At 72.9% G+C, this 19,483-nt stretch carries 12 protein-coding genes and 1 pseudogene; 1 reads left to right on the top strand and 12 read right to left on the bottom strand.

The annotated features are described in order from the left end of the window. Positions 1 to 108 precede the first annotated feature (108 nt). From AB0912_RS16670 to AB0912_RS16690, 5 genes are all read right to left on the bottom strand, one after another. Positions 109 to 1,176, bottom strand: a complete 1,068-nt coding sequence (locus tag AB0912_RS16670; RefSeq protein WP_366700185.1) for a right-handed parallel beta-helix repeat-containing protein — start codon at positions 1,174 to 1,176, stop codon at positions 109 to 111. 319 nt (positions 1,177 to 1,495) lie between these two features. After that, the gene (locus AB0912_RS16675; protein ID WP_366700187.1) at positions 1,496 to 3,715 is read right to left on the bottom strand and encodes an NADP-dependent isocitrate dehydrogenase; all 2,220 of its coding nucleotides are present in this window, start codon (positions 3,713 to 3,715) and stop codon (positions 1,496 to 1,498) included. A 226-nt stretch (positions 3,716 to 3,941) separates the two neighbouring features. Beyond that, a complete protein-coding gene (locus tag AB0912_RS16680; protein WP_366700189.1) occupies positions 3,942 to 5,027 on the bottom strand; it encodes a mechanosensitive ion channel family protein in 1,086 nt (361 codons plus the stop codon). 374 nt (positions 5,028 to 5,401) lie between these two features. Beyond that, the gene (locus AB0912_RS16685) at positions 5,402 to 6,166 is read right to left on the bottom strand and encodes a crotonase/enoyl-CoA hydratase family protein (protein ID WP_366700191.1); all 765 of its coding nucleotides are present in this window, start codon (positions 6,164 to 6,166) and stop codon (positions 5,402 to 5,404) included. Between the two features lie 290 nt (positions 6,167 to 6,456). Continuing rightward, positions 6,457 to 7,386 carry a lysylphosphatidylglycerol synthase domain-containing protein gene (locus tag AB0912_RS16690; protein ID WP_366700344.1) on the bottom strand — a complete coding sequence of 310 codons (930 nt, stop codon included), beginning with the start codon at positions 7,384 to 7,386 and terminating at the stop codon, positions 6,457 to 6,459. A gap of 381 nt (positions 7,387 to 7,767) precedes the next feature. Here AB0912_RS16690 and AB0912_RS16695 point away from each other — a divergent pair, with 381 nt between their 5' ends. Further along, entirely contained in the window at positions 7,768 to 9,660 is a 1,893-nt protein-coding gene (locus AB0912_RS16695) for an ABC transporter ATP-binding protein (protein WP_366700346.1), read from the top strand. 33 nt (positions 9,661 to 9,693) lie between these two features. On the opposite strand, the gene AB0912_RS16700 is transcribed toward AB0912_RS16695, so the two are convergent. The 7 genes and pseudogenes from AB0912_RS16700 to asnB form a co-directional block, all read right to left on the bottom strand. Further along, positions 9,694 to 12,897 (bottom strand): alpha-L-rhamnosidase, encoded by a 3,204-nt coding sequence (locus AB0912_RS16700; protein WP_366700193.1) that lies wholly within the window; start codon positions 12,895 to 12,897, stop codon positions 9,694 to 9,696. A gap of 413 nt (positions 12,898 to 13,310) precedes the next feature. Next, positions 13,311 to 13,898 carry a flavin reductase family protein gene (locus AB0912_RS16705; protein ID WP_366700196.1) on the bottom strand — a complete coding sequence of 196 codons (588 nt, stop codon included), beginning with the start codon at positions 13,896 to 13,898 and terminating at the stop codon, positions 13,311 to 13,313. Then, positions 13,895 to 15,307, bottom strand: coding sequence for a dihydroorotase family protein (locus tag AB0912_RS16710; protein ID WP_366700348.1), 1,413 nt, complete (start codon positions 15,305 to 15,307; stop codon positions 13,895 to 13,897). Before AB0912_RS16710 ends, AB0912_RS16705 begins: the two co-directional genes overlap by 4 nt. Positions 15,308 to 15,334: 27 nt before the next feature. Continuing rightward, positions 15,335 to 15,433, bottom strand: a pseudogene (locus tag AB0912_RS16715) (hypothetical protein); the annotation flags it as partial. Further along, entirely contained in the window at positions 15,421 to 16,596 is a 1,176-nt protein-coding gene (locus AB0912_RS16720) for an acyl-CoA dehydrogenase family protein (protein ID WP_366700198.1), read from the bottom strand. The pseudogene AB0912_RS16715 and the gene AB0912_RS16720, both read right to left, overlap by 13 nt. Then, positions 16,575 to 17,609, bottom strand: coding sequence for a PrpF domain-containing protein (locus AB0912_RS16725; RefSeq protein WP_366700200.1), 1,035 nt, complete (start codon positions 17,607 to 17,609; stop codon positions 16,575 to 16,577). Before AB0912_RS16725 ends, AB0912_RS16720 begins: the two co-directional genes overlap by 22 nt. Beyond that, complete coding sequence (asnB, locus tag AB0912_RS16730; protein ID WP_366700202.1) at positions 17,606 to 19,483, bottom strand: asparagine synthase (glutamine-hydrolyzing); 1,878 nt, start codon at positions 19,481 to 19,483, stop codon at positions 17,606 to 17,608. Before asnB ends, AB0912_RS16725 begins: the two co-directional genes overlap by 4 nt.

Raw genomic sequence — 19,483 nt, forward strand, 5'->3', positions numbered from 1 at the left:
GGTCGTGGGGTACGGGGATCGGGCCCTGCGCGTACGGGGCCGGAGTACGGTGGGCCGGCCCCGGTGTACGGACTCGGCGGGCCGGAGTACAGGGGGAGTGGCCCCCGGTCAGCACATTCCGGCGGGCTCGGAGACCCGGCAGGTGTTGCGGCGGAAGGTGTTGCCCTGGCCGCCGGTGTCGTGGTTGGCGAGGTCGGCCGGGCCGTTGCGGCGCAGGACGTTGTCGCTCACGTCGTTGCGCTCGTTGAGGGCGCCCACGAAGCTCTTGAACAGCACGATGCCGCCGGACAGCGGGGAGGTGCCCACGTTGTCCTCGATCCGGTTGCGCGTCACGTGGATGTCCTCGGCGCCGGTAAGGACGATGCCCGAGCCCTGGAGGAAGGGCATCCGCGCGGTCTTGGGGCAGTACTTGTTGTTGGCGTGGATGTGGTTCTGCCGCAGGGTCACCGCGCCGACCCGCGGCTTGTTCTCGTCGCCGACGATGTTGACGGCGGAGCAGTTGCCGGTGGCGTCGTTGTGGTCGACGGTCAGGTTCCGCAGCCGGCGCACGGTGATGCCGATCCGGTTGCCGCTGAGCCGGTTGCCGGCGACGACGGTGCCCTGGGTGTCCCGGGCGCCTTCCTCGGTGTCGACCGTGTTGGAGACGAAGATCCCGGCGTCGCCGTTGTCCCTGGCGGTGTTGCCGACGATCCGCGTCCGCGCGGACCGCTCGGTGGCCAGCCCCCACTGCCCGTTCCGCTCGGTGGTCACGGCCCGGACGGTGAGCCGGTCGGTGCCGGTCGCCCACAGGCCCTGCTTGGTGAAGCCCCGCAGGGTCAGCGCGGTCACGGTGACGTTCCGGACGGGAGCGGCGTCCGTCCCGGCGACGCAGATGCCGTTGCCCGCCGTGGCACACGCGCCGGCGGCGGTCGCCTGACCCGGCACGATGACGGTGTTGCCGGCGCCCGAGCCCCGCAGGGTCAGACCGGACACGGTGACGCGGACGCTCTCGCGGTAGGTGCCCGGGGTGACGACGACGGTGTCGCCCGGCCGCGCCGCGTCCACGGCTTTCTGGATGGATTCGCCGGCGCGCACGAGGTGCACCGACCGGTGGCCGGCCGAGGGGGCGGCGGCGCCCACGCCCGACGCCACGACGGCGGCGGCGCAGGCGAGGTGGGCCAACTGTCGTTTGGTCATAGGCCGAAGTTAAGAAGGGGCGTTGCGGCCCGCCACCGCTGATCGCCCAGGTGGGCCCGCCCCTGTCACCGTGACGCGCCGAGGACGCCCGCCGGGTCCGCCGGGCGGCCGTGGCGGCGTACGGCCTAGGAGGGTGGGGAGGCGCGGCCCGGTGCGGGTGACGGCGTACGGCACCCGGCGGGATGGCGTACGACGCGCGCCGCCCCGGCCGGAGAGTCCGGCCGGGGCGGCGGGGTGCGAAGTCGCCTCCGCGAGATCGCCTCCGCGAGGTCACCTCCGTGAAGGCGTCTTCACGGGGGCGTGCGGAGGGTGCTGCGGGTCAGGCGAGGGTCGCCAGCGCCTCGTTCCAGGTGGCCGACGGGCGCATGACCGAGGCGGCCTTCGCCGGGTCGGGCTGGTAGTAGCCGCCGATCTCGGCCGGCTTGCCCTGGACCGCGTTCAGCTCGTCGACGATCGTCTGCTCCTTGGCGGACAGCAGCTCGGCGAGCGGGGCGAACGCCTTGGCGAGGTCCGCGTCGTCGGTCTGCTGGGCCAGCTCCTGCGCCCAGTACAGGGAGAGGAAGAAGTGGCTGCCGCGGTTGTCGATGCCGCCGACGCGGCGGGTCGGCGACTTGTCCTCGTTGAGGAAGGTCGCCGTCGCCCGGTCGAGGGTGTCGGCGAGGACCTGGGCGCGCGCGTTGCCCGTGGTGGTCGCGAGGTGCTCGAAGCTGGACGCGAGGGCGAGGAACTCACCGAGGCTGTCCCAGCGCAGGTAGTTCTCCTTGACGAGCTGCTGCACGTGCTTCGGCGCGGAACCGCCGGCGCCCGTCTCGAAGAGGCCGCCGCCCGCCATCAGCGGGACGATCGACAGCATCTTGGCGCTGGTGCCCAGCTCCAGGATCGGGAACAGGTCGGTCAGGTAGTCGCGCAGCACGTTGCCGGTGACCGAGATGGTGTTCTCGCCGCGCCGGATGCGCTCCACGGACAGCTTGGTCGCCTCGACCGGGGACAGGACACGGATGTCCAGGCCCTCGGTGTCGTGCTCCGGCAGGTAGCGCTGGACCTTCTCGATGAGCACGGCGTCGTGCGCGCGCTCGGCGTCCAGCCAGAACACGGCCGGGTCGCCGGTGGCACGGGCGCGGGTGACGGCCAGCTTCACCCAGTCCTTGATCGGGGCGTCCTTGGTCTGGCAGGCGCGGAAGATGTCGCCGGCGGAGACGGTCTGCTCCAGGACGACGTTGCCCGCCTGGTCGACGAGCCGGACGGTGCCGGTGGTGGGCACCTCGAAGGTCTTGTCGTGGCTGCCGTACTCCTCGGCCTTCTGCGCCATCAGGCCGACGTTCGGGACGGTGCCCATGGTCGACGGGTCGAAGGCGCCGTTGGCCCGGCAGTCGTCGATGACGACCTGGTACACGCCGGAGTAGCTGCTGTCCGGCAGCACCGCGAGGGTGTCGGCCTCCTGGCCGTCCGGGCCCCACATGTGGCCGGAGGTGCGGATCATGGCCGGCATCGAGGCGTCCACGATGACGTCGGACGGCACGTGCAGGTTGGTGATGCCCTTGTCGGAGTCGACCATCGCCAGCTCCGGGCCCTCGGCCAGCTCGGCGTCGAAGGACGCCTTGATCTCGGCGCCCTCGGGCAGCGACTCCAGGCCCTTGTAGATGCCGCCGAGACCGTCGTTCGGGCTCAGACCGGCGGCGGCCAGGGTCTCGCCGTACTTCGCGAACGTCTTCGGGAAGAAGGCGCGCACCACGTGACCGAAGACGATCGGGTCGGAGACCTTCATCATCGTGGCCTTGAGGTGGACCGAGAACAGCACGCCCTCGGCCTTGGCGCGGGCGATCTGCTCGGTGAGGAACTCGCGCAGCGGCGCGACGTGCATGACCGACGCGTCCACGACCTCGCCGGCCAGGACCGGTACCGACTCGCGCAGCACGGTGGTGGTGCCGTCGTCGCCGGCCAGCTCGATGCGCAGCGAGCCCGTCTCGGAGATCACCGCGGACTTCTCGGTGGAGCGGAAGTCGTCCACGCCCATCGTGGCGACGTTCGTCTTGGAGTCGGCGGACCAGGCGCCCATGCGGTGCGGGTGGGTCTTGGCGTAGTTCTTGACCGACGCGGGAGCGCGGCGGTCGGAGTTGCCCTCGCGCAGCACCGGGTTCACGGCGCTGCCCTTGACCTTGTCGTACCGGGCCCGGATCTCGCGCTCCTCGTCCGACTTCGGGTCGTCCGGGTAGTCGGGGAGCGCGTAGCCCTGCGCCTGAAGCTCGGCGACGGCCGCCTTGAGCTGGGGGATCGACGCCGAGATGTTCGGCAGCTTGATGATGTTGGCCTCGGGGGTCTTGGCCAGCTCGCCCAGCTCGGACAGGGCGTCCGCGATCCGCTGGTCCTCCTGGAGGTACTCCGGGAAGAGGGCGATGATGCGCCCGGCCAGCGAGATGTCACGGGTCTCCACAGTGACACCCGCCTGCGAGGCGTACGCCTGGACCACCGGCAGGAACGAATACGTCGCCAGGGCCGGGGCCTCGTCAGTGTGCGTATAGATGATGGTCGAGTCAGTCACCGGGTGCTCCGCTCCACGTCTGCAACATTGCTCGACATCAAGATATCTCGTGAGCGCCCCGGCCTCGACAGCGGTCCGCCCCGGCTTCGGCGGTGATCCGTGCGGGGACCCGACGGTGATCCATGCGGGGACCCGACGGTGACCCGCCCCAGGACCCGAGGGTGACCCGCCCCGGGACCCGGCAGCGATCCGTCCCGGGACCGGCCGCTGTCGGGCCGGCGCCGCCTCACACGCGGGTCGGCGCCTCGCGCTGGTGGGGGATGGCCGACTCCAGGAGGGGGGCGCCGCCGGGCTGGAGGGCGACCGTGCGGGCCGGCGAGGGGATGCGGATGCCCTCGTCGCGGTAGCGCCGGTGCAGGCGCTTGATGAACTCGTGCTTGATCCGGTACTGGTCGCTGAACTCGCCCACGCCGAGGATCACGGTCAGTCCGATACGGGAGTCGCCGAAGGTGTGGAAGCGGACGGCGGGCTCGTGGTCCGGGACGGCGCCGGTGATACCGGTCATCACCTCGGTGACGACCTCGTTGGTCACCCGCTCGACGTGGTCCAGGTCGCTGTCGTAGCCGACGCCCACCTGCACGGTCAGGGTCATCTGCTGCTCGGGCCGGGTGAAGTTGGTCATGTTCGTGCCCGACAACTGCGCGTTGGGGATGATGACCAGGTTGTTGGAGAGCTGGCGGACGGTGGTGTTGCGCCAGTTGATGTCCACGACGTACCCCTCCTCGCCGCTGCTCAGCCGGATGTAGTCGCCCGGCTGGATCGTCTTCGAGGCGAGGATGTGCACGCCGGCGAAGAGGTTCGCGAGGGTGTCCTGGAGCGCCAGCGCGACCGCGAGCCCGCCCACGCCCAGGGCGGTGAGCAGCGGCGCGATGGAGATCCCGAGGGTCTGGAGGACGACCAGGAACCCGATCGCGAGCACCACGACCCGGGTGATGTTCACGAAGATGGTGGCCGATCCGGCGACGCCCGAGCGGGACTGCGTCACCGACCGGACCAGACCGGCGGTCAGCCGCGCGGCGGTGACCGTCGTGACCAGGATGAGCAGCACGGTCAGCGAGCGGTTGACCGTACGTCCGACGGGCGCGGTCAGCGGCAGCACGGCCGCCGCCGACGCGACCCCGGCCGCGACCGCCGCCCAGGGCACCAGCGTGCGCAGCGCGTCCACGATGAGGTCGTCACCGCTCCACCGGGTGCGCTCGGCGTGCTTGCCCAGCCAGCGCAGCAGCATCCGCGACAGCACGGCCGCCAGCAGGCCGGCGGCCACGGCTATACCGGCGATCATCAGGTCGTCCAGGGAGACGGAACGCTTCATCGGTGACTTTCGGGGAGGGGGTGGGCGGGGGCGAGGTCGAGCGGGGGTGTGGGGGTGGGGATGGGACGGAGTCGGCGGGTGTTGCCGGGGGCCGGACCGGGGGCGGGCCCGGGGTGGGGGCGCGCGGGCCGTATGCGCTGTGTCGTCACTTGCCACCTGCTCGAATCCGGGAACGCACGATCACGCCCGGACAACCGCCGGCTGTCCGGGACGACCGCTCATCCTGCCGTATCCGGCTGGCGTGCCGTCACGAGCCCGGCACGGGAGGGCTGTTGCGCGGACCGGAACGGACGGGGCGGGACCGGGCGGACCCCCAACGCCCGCCTTGCGCGCACCCGGTGAGGTCCTCGGTTCGGACCCGGTGGCCCTGAGCCTCAGCCCCCGTCGAACACCCCGTGCCGGCCCGCGCCCGCCGAGAAGCGGGACGCGCCCTCCATGCCTTCGGCCAATACGTCCATGCCGTAACGGAGTTCGGTGCGCATCGCGGTTTTCTCGATCAGGCCCTCCTGGTCGAGGACCGAGGCGCGGTCGCTGCGCAGGCAGGCTTGGGGGAAGTCGGCGATCTTCGCGGCGAGTGTCTCGGCCTCGGTTCGGGAACGGCCGGGCGGGACCAGTCGGTTGGCGAGCCCCATCGCGTAGGCCTCCGGGGCGGGGACCGGGCGGCCGGTGAGGATCATGTCCAGCGCGCGGCTCGTGCCGATGAGCCGGGGGAGCCGTACGGTGCCGCCGTCGATGAGCGGGACGCCCCAGCGGCGGCAGAAGACCCCGAAGACGGCGTCCTCCTCGGCGACCCGCAGATCGCACCAGAGCGCCAGCTCCAGCCCGCCCGCCACGGCGTGTCCGGCGACCGCCGCGATCACCGGCTTCGTCAGCCGCAGCCGGGTGGGGCCCATCGGGCCGTCGCCGTCCTCCGAGACCTCGTTGCCCCGCTCGGTGCCGATGGCCTTGAGGTCCGCGCCCGCGCAGAAGGTGCCGCCCTCGCCCCACAGGACCGCGACGCGTGCCGTCTCGTCGGCCTCGAACTTCCGGAAGGCGTCGGCGAGTTCCGCCGCGGTCGGGCCGTCCACCGCGTTGCGCGCCTCGGGCCGGGAGAGGACGACCGTGGTGACGTGACCCTGACGTTCGCTCCGGACCGGCATCGCACTGTCCCCTTTTCTCCGGTGTCCCCGGTGTCCCCGGTGTCGCCGGGTGGTCTCGGGTACCCCGGTCGCGTCGCTGGACGGCGCCCGGTGTCTCGGGTGCCTGCGGATTGCTCCGGGGTTCCGCCGGCGCGCGTCTCACCGCGCGCCCTGGTCACTCCTCGGTACCACAGCCCGGCCGCCACCGCACCGCCCCCGGAGGCGCGCCCGCGTCTCCGGCGGACTGGTGCGGGCTGGTGCGGACGGATGCGGGCCGGTGAGGCCCTGTGCGATCTCGCGTGACCGGCGTCTCAGATGACCTTCCAGCGGACCAGCGCGCCCAGCGTCAGCGCCCCCGGCAGCAGCGGTACCCACACCGTGATGATCCGGTAGGCCAGCACCACCGCCGTCGCCACCGCGACCGGGCCGCCCGCCGCGACCAGCGCCACGGTCAGCGCGGCCTCCACGGAACCGAGGCCGCCGGGCGTCGGCACCACCGCGACGGCGACGGTCGCCGCGAGATACGCGATCACCATGTGGACGGGTGACACCGGCAGACCCAGCGCGCGGCCCACCGCGGCGAGCCCGGCCGCCTGGAGCAGCGGGAACGCCAGCGAGCCGCCCCACAGGGCGAGGGCCCGGGCCGGCCGGGTGTGCACGGAGCGGGCCTCGCCGATCGCCGTACGCAGGAAGGTGACCACGGGGGTGCGCAGCCGCCGGACGAGCAGGAGTGCCGCCGCCGCCACGGCCAGCAGCAGCCCGGTGCCCAGCAGCAGCGGTCCGGCCGCGCCGTCCGGCAGCAGGCCCCCGAGGCGCAGCGCGCCCGGGAACGCGATCAGCAGCCCGAGCAGCAGGCCGAGCCGGGACAGCGACTCGGCCAGCAGATACAGCGCGAGGGCGGCCGAGGAGCGGGCGAGCGGCACCCCGCAGACCGTCATGAACCGCAGGTTGACCGCACCGGCGCCGAGGCCGGTCGGCAGCAGGTGGTTGGCCGCGCCCGCCGCGAACTGGGCGGCGAGCAGCCGGCGCGCGGGGAGCCGTTCCACGACGGCGCCCTGCCGGGTCACGGCCGCGGCCACCCAGGTCAGGGCGGTCGCGGTCGCGGCGGCGCCGAGCCACGGCCACTCGGCGGACCGCAGATGGCCGAAGCCCTCGGCGAGGACGGAGCGGTGGCGTACGGCGACCACCAGGACGAGGGCGAGCGGCAGCAGGCACAGGACGGGCCGGACGGCGGGGCGCAGGGCGAGACGCCGGGGAAGCAGCGGCCGTGCTCGGGAGAGTCGTACGGTTGTCACACCGGGAGAGGTTTTCCGCGCCGCACCAACGGCGGGTTGCGGGCGCGGGGCCAACGGCTGACACCCCGGGCAAGCTGCGGGAAGGGTGCCCCCGTCGCCCCCGTCGCCCCCGTCGCCCCCGTCGCCCCCGTCGCCCCCGGTGTCCCGCTCCCCGACGCCCCCGGAGTCCCCGGAGTCCCCGGAGCCCCCGGAGTCCCCGGAGCCCCCGGAGTCCCGCTTGCCGTCGCCCACGGAGCCCCGCCCGGCGACACCCCGCCCAGGCGAGTGCACTCCCCCCGAACCCTTGACCTCAACATTGCTTGAGGTCCTACCGTCGCTCCCATGAGCATGGAAAGCACAGCCTGGACCCAGCTTTACAGCGTCATGAACGCCCAACGGGAGCGCAGGCCCTTCGACCCCGCGACGCTGCGCCGCATCGCCGTCTTCGCCCGGCCGCACCGGCGGCGGATCATCCAGTTCGTCGTCCTCGGCATGGGGACCGCGCTGCTGGCCGTCGCGACGCCGGTGCTCGCGGGGCACGTCGTGAACGTCATCGTGTCGCACGGCGACGAGCGCACCGTCGTCGGCCTCGCCGTGCTCATCGCGGTCATCGCGGTCGCCGAGGCGGCGCTCGGCATCGTGGGCCGATGGCTCTCGTCCACGCTCGGCGAGGGACTCATCGTCGACCTCCGGACGGCGGTGTTCGATCATGTGCAGCGCATGCCGGTCGCGTTCTTCACACGTACCCGTACGGGCGCGCTGGTCAGTCGACTCAACAACGACGTCATCGGCGCCCAACGCGCCTTCAGCAACACCCTGTCGGGGGTCGTCAGCAACGTCGTCACGCTGCTGCTCACCCTCGCCGTGATGCTCACCCTCTCCTGGCAGATCACCCTGCTCGCGCTCGTCCTGCTGCCCGTGTTCGTGCTCCCCGCCCGGCGGATGGGCAGCCGTATGGCCCGGCTCCAGCGCGAGGCCGCCGACCTCAACGCCTCCATGGGCACCCGGATGACCGAGCGCTTCTCCGCCCCCGGCGCCACCCTCGTGAAACTGTTCGGCCGGCCCGGCCAGGAGTCCGCCGAGTTCGCGCAACGCGCCGCGCGGGTACGGGACATCGGCGTCCGTACGGCGATGGCGCAGTCCGCGTTCATCACCGCGCTGACCCTGGTGTCGGCCCTGGCGCTCGCCCTCGTCTACGGCCTCGGCGGCTGGTTCGCGCTGCACGGCACCCTGGACGCCGGCGCCGTGGTCTCCCTCGCGCTGCTGCTCACCCGCCTGTACGCGCCGCTCACCTCGCTCGCCGGAGCGCGCGTCGAGGTGATGAGCGCCCTGGTCAGCTTCGAGCGGGTCTTCGAGGTGCTCGACCTCAAGCCGCTCATCGCCGAGCGGCCGGACGCCCGCGAGGTCCCCGAAGGCCCGGTGGCCGTCGAGTTCGAGGACGTCCGCTTCGCCTACCCGTCCGCCGACAAGGTGTCCCTCGCCTCCCTCGAAGAGGTCGCCGCCCTCGACACCCGGGGCGGAGCCGAGGTCCTGCACGGCGTCTCCTTCCGCGCCGAACCCGGCAGGACCGTCGCGCTCGTCGGCTCGTCCGGCGCCGGCAAGTCGACCATCGCCCAGCTCCTGCCGCGCCTCTACGACACCGACGCCGGCGCCGTCCGGATCGGCGGCGTCGACGTCCGCGACCTCAGCGCCGCGTCGCTGCGCGCCACCCTCGGCATGGTCACCCAGGACGGCCACCTCTTCCACGACTCCGTCCGCGAGAACCTGCTCCTCGCCAGGCCCGGCGCGACCGAGGACGAACTGTGGGAGGTGCTGCGCCGTGCCCGCCTCGACACGCTCGTCGCCTCGCTGCCCGACGGCCTCGACACGGTGGTCGGCGAACGCGGCTACCGGCTCTCCGGAGGCGAGCGCCAGCGCATGACGATCGCCCGCCTGCTGCTGGCCCGCCAGCGCGTCGTCATCCTGGACGAGGCCACCGCCCACCTCGACAACACCTCGGAGGCGGCCGTCCAGGAGGCGCTCGCGGAAGCGCTGGAGGGCCGGACCGCCGTCGTGATCGCCCACCGGCTCTCGACGGTGCGGGCCGCCGACCTGATCCTCGTCGTGGAGGCCGGCCGGATCGTGGAGCGGGGCACCCACGAGGAACTCCTCGCCGCGCGGGGGCGGTACGCCGAGCTGTACCGGACCCAGTTCACCACCGCGCGGGAGGAGGCACCCGAACCGGCGGGGGTGGAGGCATAACCCCCCACCCCAACTGCCCTTCTCTCTCCGTCCCTAGGCCATGAACCGATGGCTGCCGGAGCCGACCCGGTACACCGCGCAGCCGTCCGCCGTACGCAGATACGCCGCCGCCCGAGGGCCGGTGACCGCCTTCGGTCCGGACGCCGGAACCCACACCTCGGCCGTCGTGTTGGCGGGCACGGAACAGGTGAGGTCGAAGGTGCCCGAGCGCAGGCTCCACCGGGTGGAGACCGGCCCGTACACCGAGGTGAACGTGGCGCGGGCCGAGGTGACGTCGCCGCCCGGCCGGGGCCGTACGACGATCTCCCGGTAGCCGGGCCGGCCCGCCGAGATGCCGGCGATGTTCGCGTACATCCACTCGCCGACCGAGCCGTAGGCATAGTGGTTGAACGAGTTCATGTCCGGTGTCTGGAAACCGCCGTCGGGCTTGATGGAGTCCCAGCGCTCCCACATCGTGGTGGAGCCCTTGTCGATCTGGTAGCCCCAACTGGGGAACGAACGCTGCTGGAGCAGCCGGTAGGCGACATCGGTGTGCCCGGTGTCGGTGAGCACGGGTAGCAGCCGGGGGGTGCCGAGGAAGCCGGTCGACAGATGCCAGTCCTTCGCCCGGATCAGATCGACCAGCCGGCCCGCCGCAGCCGTGCGCAGCGCGTCGGGCAGCAGGTTCATCGACAGGGCCAGCACGTACGCCGTCTGCGTGTCGCCCTTAACCTTCCCGTCGGCGCCGACGTACGCGGCCTGGAACGCGTCACGGACGCTCGCGAAGAGCCGTGTGTACGGTGTGGCGTCCTTGCCCAGCGCGGTGGCCATCCGGGCGGCGAGGTCGGCGCTGTGCGCGAAGTACGCGGTGGCGATGACGTCCTTGGGGGTCTCGTCCGAGACGTTCAGCCAGTCGCCGTATCCGCCGGCCGGCCGCAGCAGTCCGTCGCTGTTGCGCTCCAGATACGCGAGCCACGCCCGCACCGACGGCCAGGCGTCCGCCAGCACCTGCCGGTCCCCGTACGCCTGGTACAGCGCCCACGGGACGGTCACCCCCGCGTCGCCCCAGCCCGCCACGCCGTTGCCGACCGTGCCGACCATCGGCGCCACATCCGTGAAGGCGCCCTCCGAGGTCTGCGCGTCGCGCAGGTCCACCAGCCACTTCGTCAGGAAGCGGGCGGACTCCATCGTGTAGGAGGCGGTCGGCGCGAACACGTTGATGTCACCGGTCCAGCCGAGTCGCTCGTCGCGGGCCGGGGTGTCCGTCGGCACGGAGAGGAAGTTGCCGCGCTGTCCCCAAGTGATGTTGCTGTGCAGCTGGTTGAGCATCGGGACGTCGGTCTCGAACTCGAAGGTGAACGGCGCCGAGGTGTGCATCACCCGCCCGGTCACCGCCCGCGCGGACGGCGTGCCCGGGAACCCGGTGATGTCCACGTACCGGAACCCGTGAAAGGTGAAGCGCGGTTCGTACGTCTCCTCGCCGCCGCCCTTCAGGGTGTACGTGTCGGTCGCGGCGGCCGAGCGGAGGTTCGCCGTGTACAGCGTGCCGTCCGGGTTGAGGACCTCCGCGTGTCTGATCCGCACCGTCGTCCCGGCGGGCCCGGACACCCGCAGCCGCACCGAGCCGACCATGTTCTGCCCCAGGTCGAACACGTGCACGCCGGGGGCCGGTTGGGTCACCGTCTTGGCCGGCAGCTCACCGGCCACCCGTACCGGGCCGTCGACCTGCGCGACGATCCGGGGCGGCGCGGCGTCCCCCGCGGCGCGCACCGGCAGCCAGCTCCGGTCGTCGAAGCCGGGCGAGGTCCAGCCGGCGGTCTCCAGGCGCGCGTCGTACGTCTCCCCGCCGAGCAGGTCGGCCGCGACGATCGGCCCCGCCGCGGCCCGCCAGTCCTGTCCCGAGGTGACCCTCTCGGTCGTCCCGTCGGTGTACCGGACCTCCAACTGTGCCAGCAGCGCCGGGCGTTCGCCGTACTGGTGGGGTCCGAACATGCCGACGTTGCCCGCGTACCAGCCCGGCGCCACCCAGGCGCCGAGTGCGTTGGCGCCCGGCCGTACGAGCGCGGTCACGTCGTACGTCTGGTACTGGACGCGTGTCCGGTAGTCGGTCCAGCCGGGGGAGAGCTGGTCGACGCCCACCCGCCGGCCGTTGAGGTGCGCCTCGTACAGGCCGAGCGCCGTCGCGTACAGCCGGGCGTGGGCGACCTTCTTGCGGGGCAGGGTGAAGGCGTGCCGGAGCTGGTTGGCGGCGAACGAGGCCGGGACGACCCGGCCCCAGGGGCCGGCTCCCCAGGCGGCGGCCACTTTCGCGGCGGGCCAGCCGCTGTCGTCGTAGCCGGTCCGCTGCCAGTCCGCCGCGGGCTCCGCGTCCGTCGCCTTCCAGGAGGAGTCGGTGAGGACCCGCTGCTCGCCGGCGGCCGTCCGCAGGTCGAGGGCGGCGACCAGGCCCGCCGGGCTCTCCGTCGCGTTGGTGGCCGCGACCGTGAGGACGTTGCGGCCGGGGCGCAGCCGGGCGAGGACGTCGACGACGGCCGGCCGGCGCCAGCCCTCGTTGTCCGTCGCCAGGTCGGTGCGGGCGACCTCGGTGCCGTTCACCGCGAACGTGTAGACGTTGTCGGCGGTGATGGCGGCTCTCGCCGAAGTGACACCGTCGGGGACGTCGATCACCCGGCGGAACCACCGGGTGCCCTTGGGGGCGCTGCTCGCCGGGTCGCCCTCGGCGAACCAGATCCACGAACTGCCCTCCAGGGAGGGCGCGTCGGTGAGGGCGGCGGGCGCGGACACCCACTCCGCCGACCAGTCCCCGGCGTCCATGAGCCCCGTCTCCCACCAGGACGGGGCGCTCCACGCGGAGACGTTCCCCTCCGTGTCCCACACCCGGACCGACCAGAAGTACCGCGTGCGTGAACGGAGTCGCGGCCCCGCGTACGGGACGAGGGTGGACTGGTCGGACGTCACCTTCCCGCTGTCCCACACGTCCGGGCGGGTCAGGCCGGAGGCGCTGGAGGCGACCCGGATCTGATAGGCGGCCTGCCGCATCCCGGGTGTGTCCGAGGTCAACGGCCAGCTCAGGCGCGGGTGTTGGGCGTCCACGCCCAGGGGGTTCTGCACGTACTCGACGGTCGGCGCGGTGATCCGCGCCGCGTCACGCTGCCCGGCCGCCGGGGACGCGGGAGCGGCCGTCGCCGACCCCGCCCCCGTGGCCGTCACGGCGACCGCGCCCGCGGCGCTCGCCAGGATGTTCCTCCTGCTGATCAATTGCGGCCCCTCACCTAGGAGTTGTGAAACGATTCACGTCGGTGAAGGTAGGGGTGTGGGGGGTGAGGGTCAATGAGTGTGCGGGGATTTTCTGTGGCTCGGCTGTACTGGCCTGTTTCGTCGGGTGAGTTGGCCGGGGTGAAGCCGCCCACGATTGAACGGTTTCAATTTGCGGAGGTGCGGGACGGTGGACGACGTCCGAGCTGCGGAGTGGCGCGTCAGGGGCACGTCGGTGCGGGCCGGTGCGGTGACGGACGTTTCCCGTCGGGGCCTTGGTCAGAGTGCCGGCGCGAGCTTCTCTTCCCGGCTCACCGCGATGAGCAACTCCCTTGGGGAGACGGCGATGGGGGGCGTAAAACCGTGCCCCGGGCGGGGGCTGCCGTTCGTTCTGGGGGCAGCCCCCGCCCTCCGGTTCACGGGCGGTGCGCGTGGGCGAAGCCGCGGCGGTGCCAGAGCAGGCCACCGGAGTGCGCGGGCTCCCCGCCCACGCCGGTCACCCGTCCCACCAGGATCGTGTGGTCGCCTCCTTCCAGGACGTCGTGTCGGACACAGGTCAGGGTCAGCGACGCGTCCCGGATGACGGGCGCCCGGTGGGAGTCCGCCGCCAGCGGGATGTCGTCGAAGCGCCGCTCGGCCGGCCGCATGAACCGCTTGACGAGGTGTTCCTCGCCGGGCCCGAGCAGATGCACGGCGAAGTCCTCGGCGTCGGTGAGAGCGTCGTGCGTACGGGAGTTGCGGTCGAGGCAGACGAGGAACAGCGGCGGGCTCAGCGAGAGCGAGCTGACCGCGCTGGCCGTCAGCCCGCGCGGCCGGCCCCGGTCGTCGTAGCAGGTGACGATGGTGACGGGGGCGGCCAGCGCGGACATCGCGGCACGGAACGCCTCCGCGAGATCCTGGCCGACTCCAGCCCCGGTCTCAGCCCCGGTCCCGGCCCCGGTCTTAGTCCCGGTCTTAGTCCCGGTCCCGGCCGAGGGCTGGGAGGCGAGCAGTGTCGAACTCACCGCGCCACCTCCAGCGGCCGGGCCGAACCCTGGAGCCAGCGGCCCTCGGGGCGGCCGGAGAAGCCCGTCCGGATGTCCCAGGCGACGTGTCCCGCCTTCACCGTGGCGGTGAAGCGTCCGGTGAACGTCCAGCCCTCGTACGCCGACCAGCCGCACAGCGCCCGCACGTCGTGCGCGGAGAACTGCCAGCGCGCGGCCGGGTCGAGCAGCGTCAGGTCGGCGTCCGCGCCCGGTTCGAGCCGGCCCTTGCCGGGCAGGTCGAAGAGGCGGGCGGGCCCCGAGCCCATCAGCCGGGCCAGATGGGCCGCCGCCTCGTCCGGGCCGATCTCCCGGGTACGCAGCCCGGTCCACACGGCGGTGGCCAGCTCCTGGACGCCGGGCAGGCCGGGCGGCGCGTCGGCCGGCGGGCGGTTCTTCTCCTCCACGGTGTGCGGGGCGTGATCGCTGCCCAGGGTGGCGGCCTCACCGTGCAGCACCGCGCGCCACAGCCGTTTCTGGTCCCGGCACTCGCGGATGGCCGGCGAGAGCCGGGTGCGCGGACCGCGCCGGGTGGTGTCGTCGTGGGTGAACGACAGGTGGTGGCCGGTGACTTCGAAGGTGAGGGGCAGTCCCTCGGCCGCTGCGGCCGACAGCAGGTCGGCCTCCTCCGCCGACGACACATGGAGGATGTGCGCCTTCGTGCCGTACTCGCGCACCAGGCGTACGACCTGGGCGACGGCGACGATGCCTCCCGAGCGCGGCCGGTGCGGCTCGTACTCGCCGTACGAGCCGGGGGCGTTCGAACTCGCGTCGAGCAGGTCGAAGACGTGCTGGTCCTCGGCGTGCAGGACGAGCCTGATGCCGCCCCGGGCCGCCGCGGCGAACGCCCGCCGCAACTGCTCGGCGTCCCGGAAGACGACCGGCGCCGTGTGGTGGCCCGCCATGAACACCTTCGCCGAGGTGGCTATGCGGGGGTCGATGTCGGCCAGCAGTTCGGGATGGTCGGGGTCGGCGCCGAGGTGGAAGCGGTAGTCGGCCCACGAAGTGCCGCGGATCACCTCGTCCTTGGCGATCAGACCGGCCTCGTCCAGGGACGGCGGACGGGTGTTGGGCATGTCGAGCACGGTCGTGACGCCCCCGACGAGGGCCGCCTTGCTGCCGTGCCCCCAGTCCTCCTTGTACTCCAGGCCCGGAGTGCGGAAGTGGACGTGCGAGTCGATCAGACCGGGCAGCACATACCGGCCACGCGCGTCCAGCCGCCGGCCCGCGGGCGCCGGCGCGTCCGGGGCGAGCAGGGCCGCGACCCGGCCGTCCCGTACGACCACCGTGCCGTCACGGACGCCGTCGGGGGTGACGAGCCGGCCGCCCTCGACGACCAGATCGGCGGGCAGATCCCCGGACACGGAGCCCAACGGCCCCATGGCGGACACGGAACTCAACGGCTCCCTGGCGGACACGGAACCCAACGGCTCCATGCCGGATGCGGAGTTCAACGGTTCCAGGCCGGATGCGGAACTCAGCGGTTCCGTGCCGGATGCGGGATTCAACGGTTCCACGTCAGACTCACCAGTTCCTTGCAGAGGTCGTTGGTCGGTCCCATCAGGGCGACGGCGCGCGCGTCGCGGCCGTAGCGGTTGATCTCGTTCGAGGCGACATAGCCGGCCGAACCCAGCAGCCGTTCCACCGCGCCCACGACACGCTCCGCGGCCGAGGAGGCGAAGAGCTTGGAGTGCAGCGTGGCGATCCCCGGGTCCGGAGCCGTACGACGCCCGGTGCGCTCGACGACCGCGCGTGCCGCCTCGACCTCGCCCGCGATGTCCACCAGCCGGTGCCGTACGGCCTGTTGGGCCGTCAGACCGCGCCGCTCGGCGTGCTCGTGGGCCAGGTCGAGCGCCGCCTGCGCCAGACCGACGGACACCGCGCCGAGCGTGGCGCCGCTGTCCCGGACGCCGGCGATGATGGAGGCCGCCGCGCCCACCGGACCCAGCCGGGCGGTGTCCGGCACATGGCAGTCGTGGACGGAGACGAAACCGGTCGCCGAACCGCGCATGCCGGTCAGCCGCAGCGAGGTGTCCGGCTCCAGACCGGGCGTGTCCGCCGGTACCAGGAAGAAGGTCTGGCCCGCGGAGCCGTACCCGGTGTCCGGCGCCGCGTCCGGGGCGGGCTCGTCGGTCTGCGCCAGCACCAGATAGATGTCGGCCAGTCCGGCGCTGGTGGTGAAGGACTTGGCGCCGTCCAGGACCCAGCCGCCGTCGGGGGTGCGGCGGGCGGTGGTCGACAGGTGCTTCTTGTTCGCGCCCGCGCCCGTCTCGCTCCAGGCCGAGGCGGCGAGCCACTCACCCCGGGCCAGCCGGGGCAGCAGCCTGCGGCGCAGCGCCGGGCTGCCGTGTTCGAGGATGCGGGTGCTGACCGCGTAGTGCTGGAACAGCATGATCGAGGCGGAGGCGTTGACCTGCGCCACCTGTTCGACTGCGGTGTTCAGCGCGTGGGCGTCGGCCCCCGTGCCGCCGTACTCGTACGGCAGGGCTAGCCCGAGCAGTCCCGTCTCGCGCAGCAGGGCCAGGGCCCGCCGGTCGGGTTCGCCGCTCAGGTCGGCGTCGCGGGCACAGGCGGCGAGCCGCTCGCGGATCGCCGGGGTCAGGCCGGTGGCCGGCAGGGGGAGGGGGGCGTCGGTGAGGTCCGGCGCGTCGGGCACGGTCAGGCTGTCTGCGGAAGCCATGACAACTCCTGGGAGGTGGGGGCGGGCAGGAAGTGGCCGCGGTAGTCGACCTGCTTCTCCGCGACGGAGATCCAGGCGAGCCGGCGGTCGTGCGGGCCGCCCGTCGTACGGGCCGAGGCGCGGACGGTGGCGCCCGGGGTGCGCAGGGCGAGCATGCCGTTCTCCGGCTGCTCGGCGGCGCCGGACAGCAGGTGCGGGAGGGTGCCTTCGACGGCGGCGCCGGCGGCGAGGCAGGTCGCGCCGGTGAGGGCCACGGTGGGGTGCCAGGACGGTACGGAGATGGCGCGCACCGCGAGGGCGCCGGGGCCGTCGGGCAGCAGCGCGGCCACCTTGGGGAAGGCGCCGGTGCTGTCCCAGCCCTGTGCGGCGCAGACCGCGCGGCGCAGCCGGGTCATCCGGTCGAACAGCAGCGGGTCGTCGGCGAACAGCTCCTCGACCGCGCCGACGCCCAACTCGACGGCGTGCACGAAGAGATACGGGTTGCCCATCGACACCAGCGAGACCGGGACCGTACGGCCCTCGAACCGGACACCGGTGACCGGCTCGCCCGTGATGAGCAGTTCCTCGACCGGCCGCGGCGGCGAGCAGAGGAAGTGCGCGGTGAAGCGGGTCCCGCCGTCGGAGGTCTCCTCCGCCTCGCACACCACGTTGTCGCCGTTGTTGAGCACGTTGACCCGGACCCGGCAGCCTGGCACCAGGGGCTGGATCATGCCGGTGCGGGCCGCCGCCTCCACCGCGGCGAGGATGGAGTGCCCGCAGGAGCCCCGCAGGTCGAAGCTGTCGAGCCGGTCCGGCATCGACTGGACGAACCGGTAGTCCAGGTCGAACAGCGGGTGCCGGGAGGGCTGGACGAGCGCGTTCTTCAGGACGTCCGCCGCTCCGTGGTCCGCGAGCGCCGACCTCAACTCGGTGAGCCGGGCCAGCAGTTCGGGTTCCGACTCGGGCAGGGTCCGGGCGTCGACCACTGCGGTCGGGCACGGGGTGCCGTGCGCTCGGGCGAGGCTGACGGTCATGCCGCCGCCTCCTGGAGTATCCGCCCGGGCGCGGGCAGCGTCAGGGGGGCGGTCGTGGCCGCCCCCGCCGTCGCGAAGAACTCCTGGCGCCAGAGCTGGTGCGACATCAGGGACCACAGGGCCAGCGAGACGGAGTCGCTCGGCCGGTTGGCCTGTTCGTCGAAGAGCGCGTCGACCCGCTCGGGGCGGACGCGTCCGTCGGCGCGCAGCGTCGCGGGGGACAGCACATCGCGGGCGAGGGTCCACAGCCGCTGGCCGGGCGCGAGCATCGCCGTGACCGGGAGGGTGAAGGGCTGCTTGGGACGTTCGAGCACACTGCGCGGGACGAGGCCCCGCGCCGACCGGTACAGGGCCCGCTTCACGCCCTCGCCCGGCACGAGCCGCTGCGCGTCGGTCAGGGTGGACGCGAACCGGACGACGGAGGGCTGGCAGAACGGCAGCCGCACCTCGACCGAGCTGGCCATCGACAGATGGTCCACCCGGCGCAGGTGGTAGGCCGGCAGCCGGTAGCGCTGCTCCACCGCGCCGATGCGCTGCAGCCGGGTGTCGGGGCCGCGGTGCAGGATGCGCCGGATCTCCGCGGGCAGCGGGGAGCCGACCGCGTTCACGGCGAAGGCGTACTCGTCGGTGTACAGGCTCTCCCGCAGCGCCCGGGGGACGGCCGCGAGGTGGTCGAGATAGTCGCCGATCCAGTCCGAACCGTGGTGCGCGGCGACCGCCTGGGTCATCCGGGAGTAGCCGCCGAACAGTTCGTCCGCCGCGTCACCGGTGAGGGCCACCTTGAAGCCGGCGTCGCGGACCGCGCGGAAGAGGGAGAACGTGGACAGGGTGATCGGGTCGGCGTTGGGCTGGCCGAGGTGGCGTACCACGTCGGTCATCAGGTCCGGGAAGGTGGCCGGATCGATCTCGACCTGGTGGTGCCGGGTGCCGGCGGCGCGGGCGACCTCGGCGGCGTAGGCGCGTTCGTCACTCGGCCAGGTGCCGGTGTAGGCGATGTTGAAGGTGTCCAGGCTGCCCTGGCCCCCGCCGGCGCGCAGCGCCTCGGCGGCGAGCGCGGTGACGAGGCTGGAGTCGAGGCCGCCCGAGGTGACCGCCGCGACCGGCGCGTCCGCCACCAGCAGGCGCGACACCTCCGTCGCGAGCAGGTCGCGCAGCTGCTCGCCCGCCTCCTCCAGGGTGCGGTCCTTGTCGGGGCGCAGACCGCGCTCGTGGGCCATCGGCCGCTGCTTGACGCGCAGTCCGTCGCGGTGGCCGAGGACGGCGGTGGCGGCCGGCGGCATGACCCGCACCCCGCGGAACATGGTGCGGTCGCCGAACGGCGTCTTGGAGGTCAGATAGGCGTCGAGCCCCGCCTCGTCCTCCTCCGCCCGCACCCCCGAGAAGCCGAGGAGCGCGGGCAGTTCGGAGGCGAAGTGGAAGCGCCCGGTGGTCTGTTCCCAGTGGTAGTAGAGCGGCTTCATGCCCGAGTCGTCGGTGGCCAGCACCATACGGGGCGTGCTGCGCAGGTCCATGATCGCGACGGAGTACATGCCGTCCAGGTGCTCGGCGAACCGGTCACCGTAGGTCAGGTACAGCGCGGGCAGGATCGAGCCGTCGCAGTGGTCGTCGAAGTGGAAGCCGAGGCCGGTCAGCCGCTCGCGCAGCTCGCGGTGGTTGTAGATCTCGCCGTTGAAGACGACGGTGACCCGGCCGAGGTGGTACGGCTGCGCGCCGCCCTCGGGGTCCATGATGGACAGCCGGTTGTTGCCGAGCGCCCAGTCGGACCGGTGCGCGACACCCTGGGCGTCGGGACCGCCGTGGTGCATGAGGTCGGCGACCCGGCGCAGTTCGGCCTGGTCGGAGTGGACGTTGAAGGTTCCGTAGATGCGGCACAC

This window comes from Streptomyces sp. NPDC007084 (genome assembly GCF_040703595.1).
Classification (GTDB): Bacteria; Actinomycetota; Actinomycetes; order Streptomycetales; family Streptomycetaceae; genus Streptomyces.

Excerpts from the sequence above, each read along its gene's own strand:
- AB0912_RS16670 (WP_366700185.1), bottom strand. The coding sequence starts at position 1,176 with ATGACCAAACGACAGTTGGCCCACCTCGCCTGCGCCGCCGCCGTCGTG.
- AB0912_RS16680 (WP_366700189.1), bottom strand. The coding sequence starts at position 5,027 with ATGAAGCGTTCCGTCTCCCTGGACGACCTGATGATCGCCGGTATAGCC.
- AB0912_RS16685 (WP_366700191.1), bottom strand. The coding sequence starts at position 6,166 with ATGCCGGTCCGGAGCGAACGTCAGGGTCACGTCACCACGGTCGTCCTC.
- AB0912_RS16695 (WP_366700346.1), top strand. The coding sequence starts at position 7,768 with ATGGAAAGCACAGCCTGGACCCAGCTTTACAGCGTCATGAACGCCCAA.
- AB0912_RS16720 (WP_366700198.1), bottom strand. The coding sequence starts at position 16,596 with ATGGCTTCCGCAGACAGCCTGACCGTGCCCGACGCGCCGGACCTCACC.
- AB0912_RS16725 (WP_366700200.1), bottom strand. The coding sequence starts at position 17,609 with ATGACCGTCAGCCTCGCCCGAGCGCACGGCACCCCGTGCCCGACCGCA.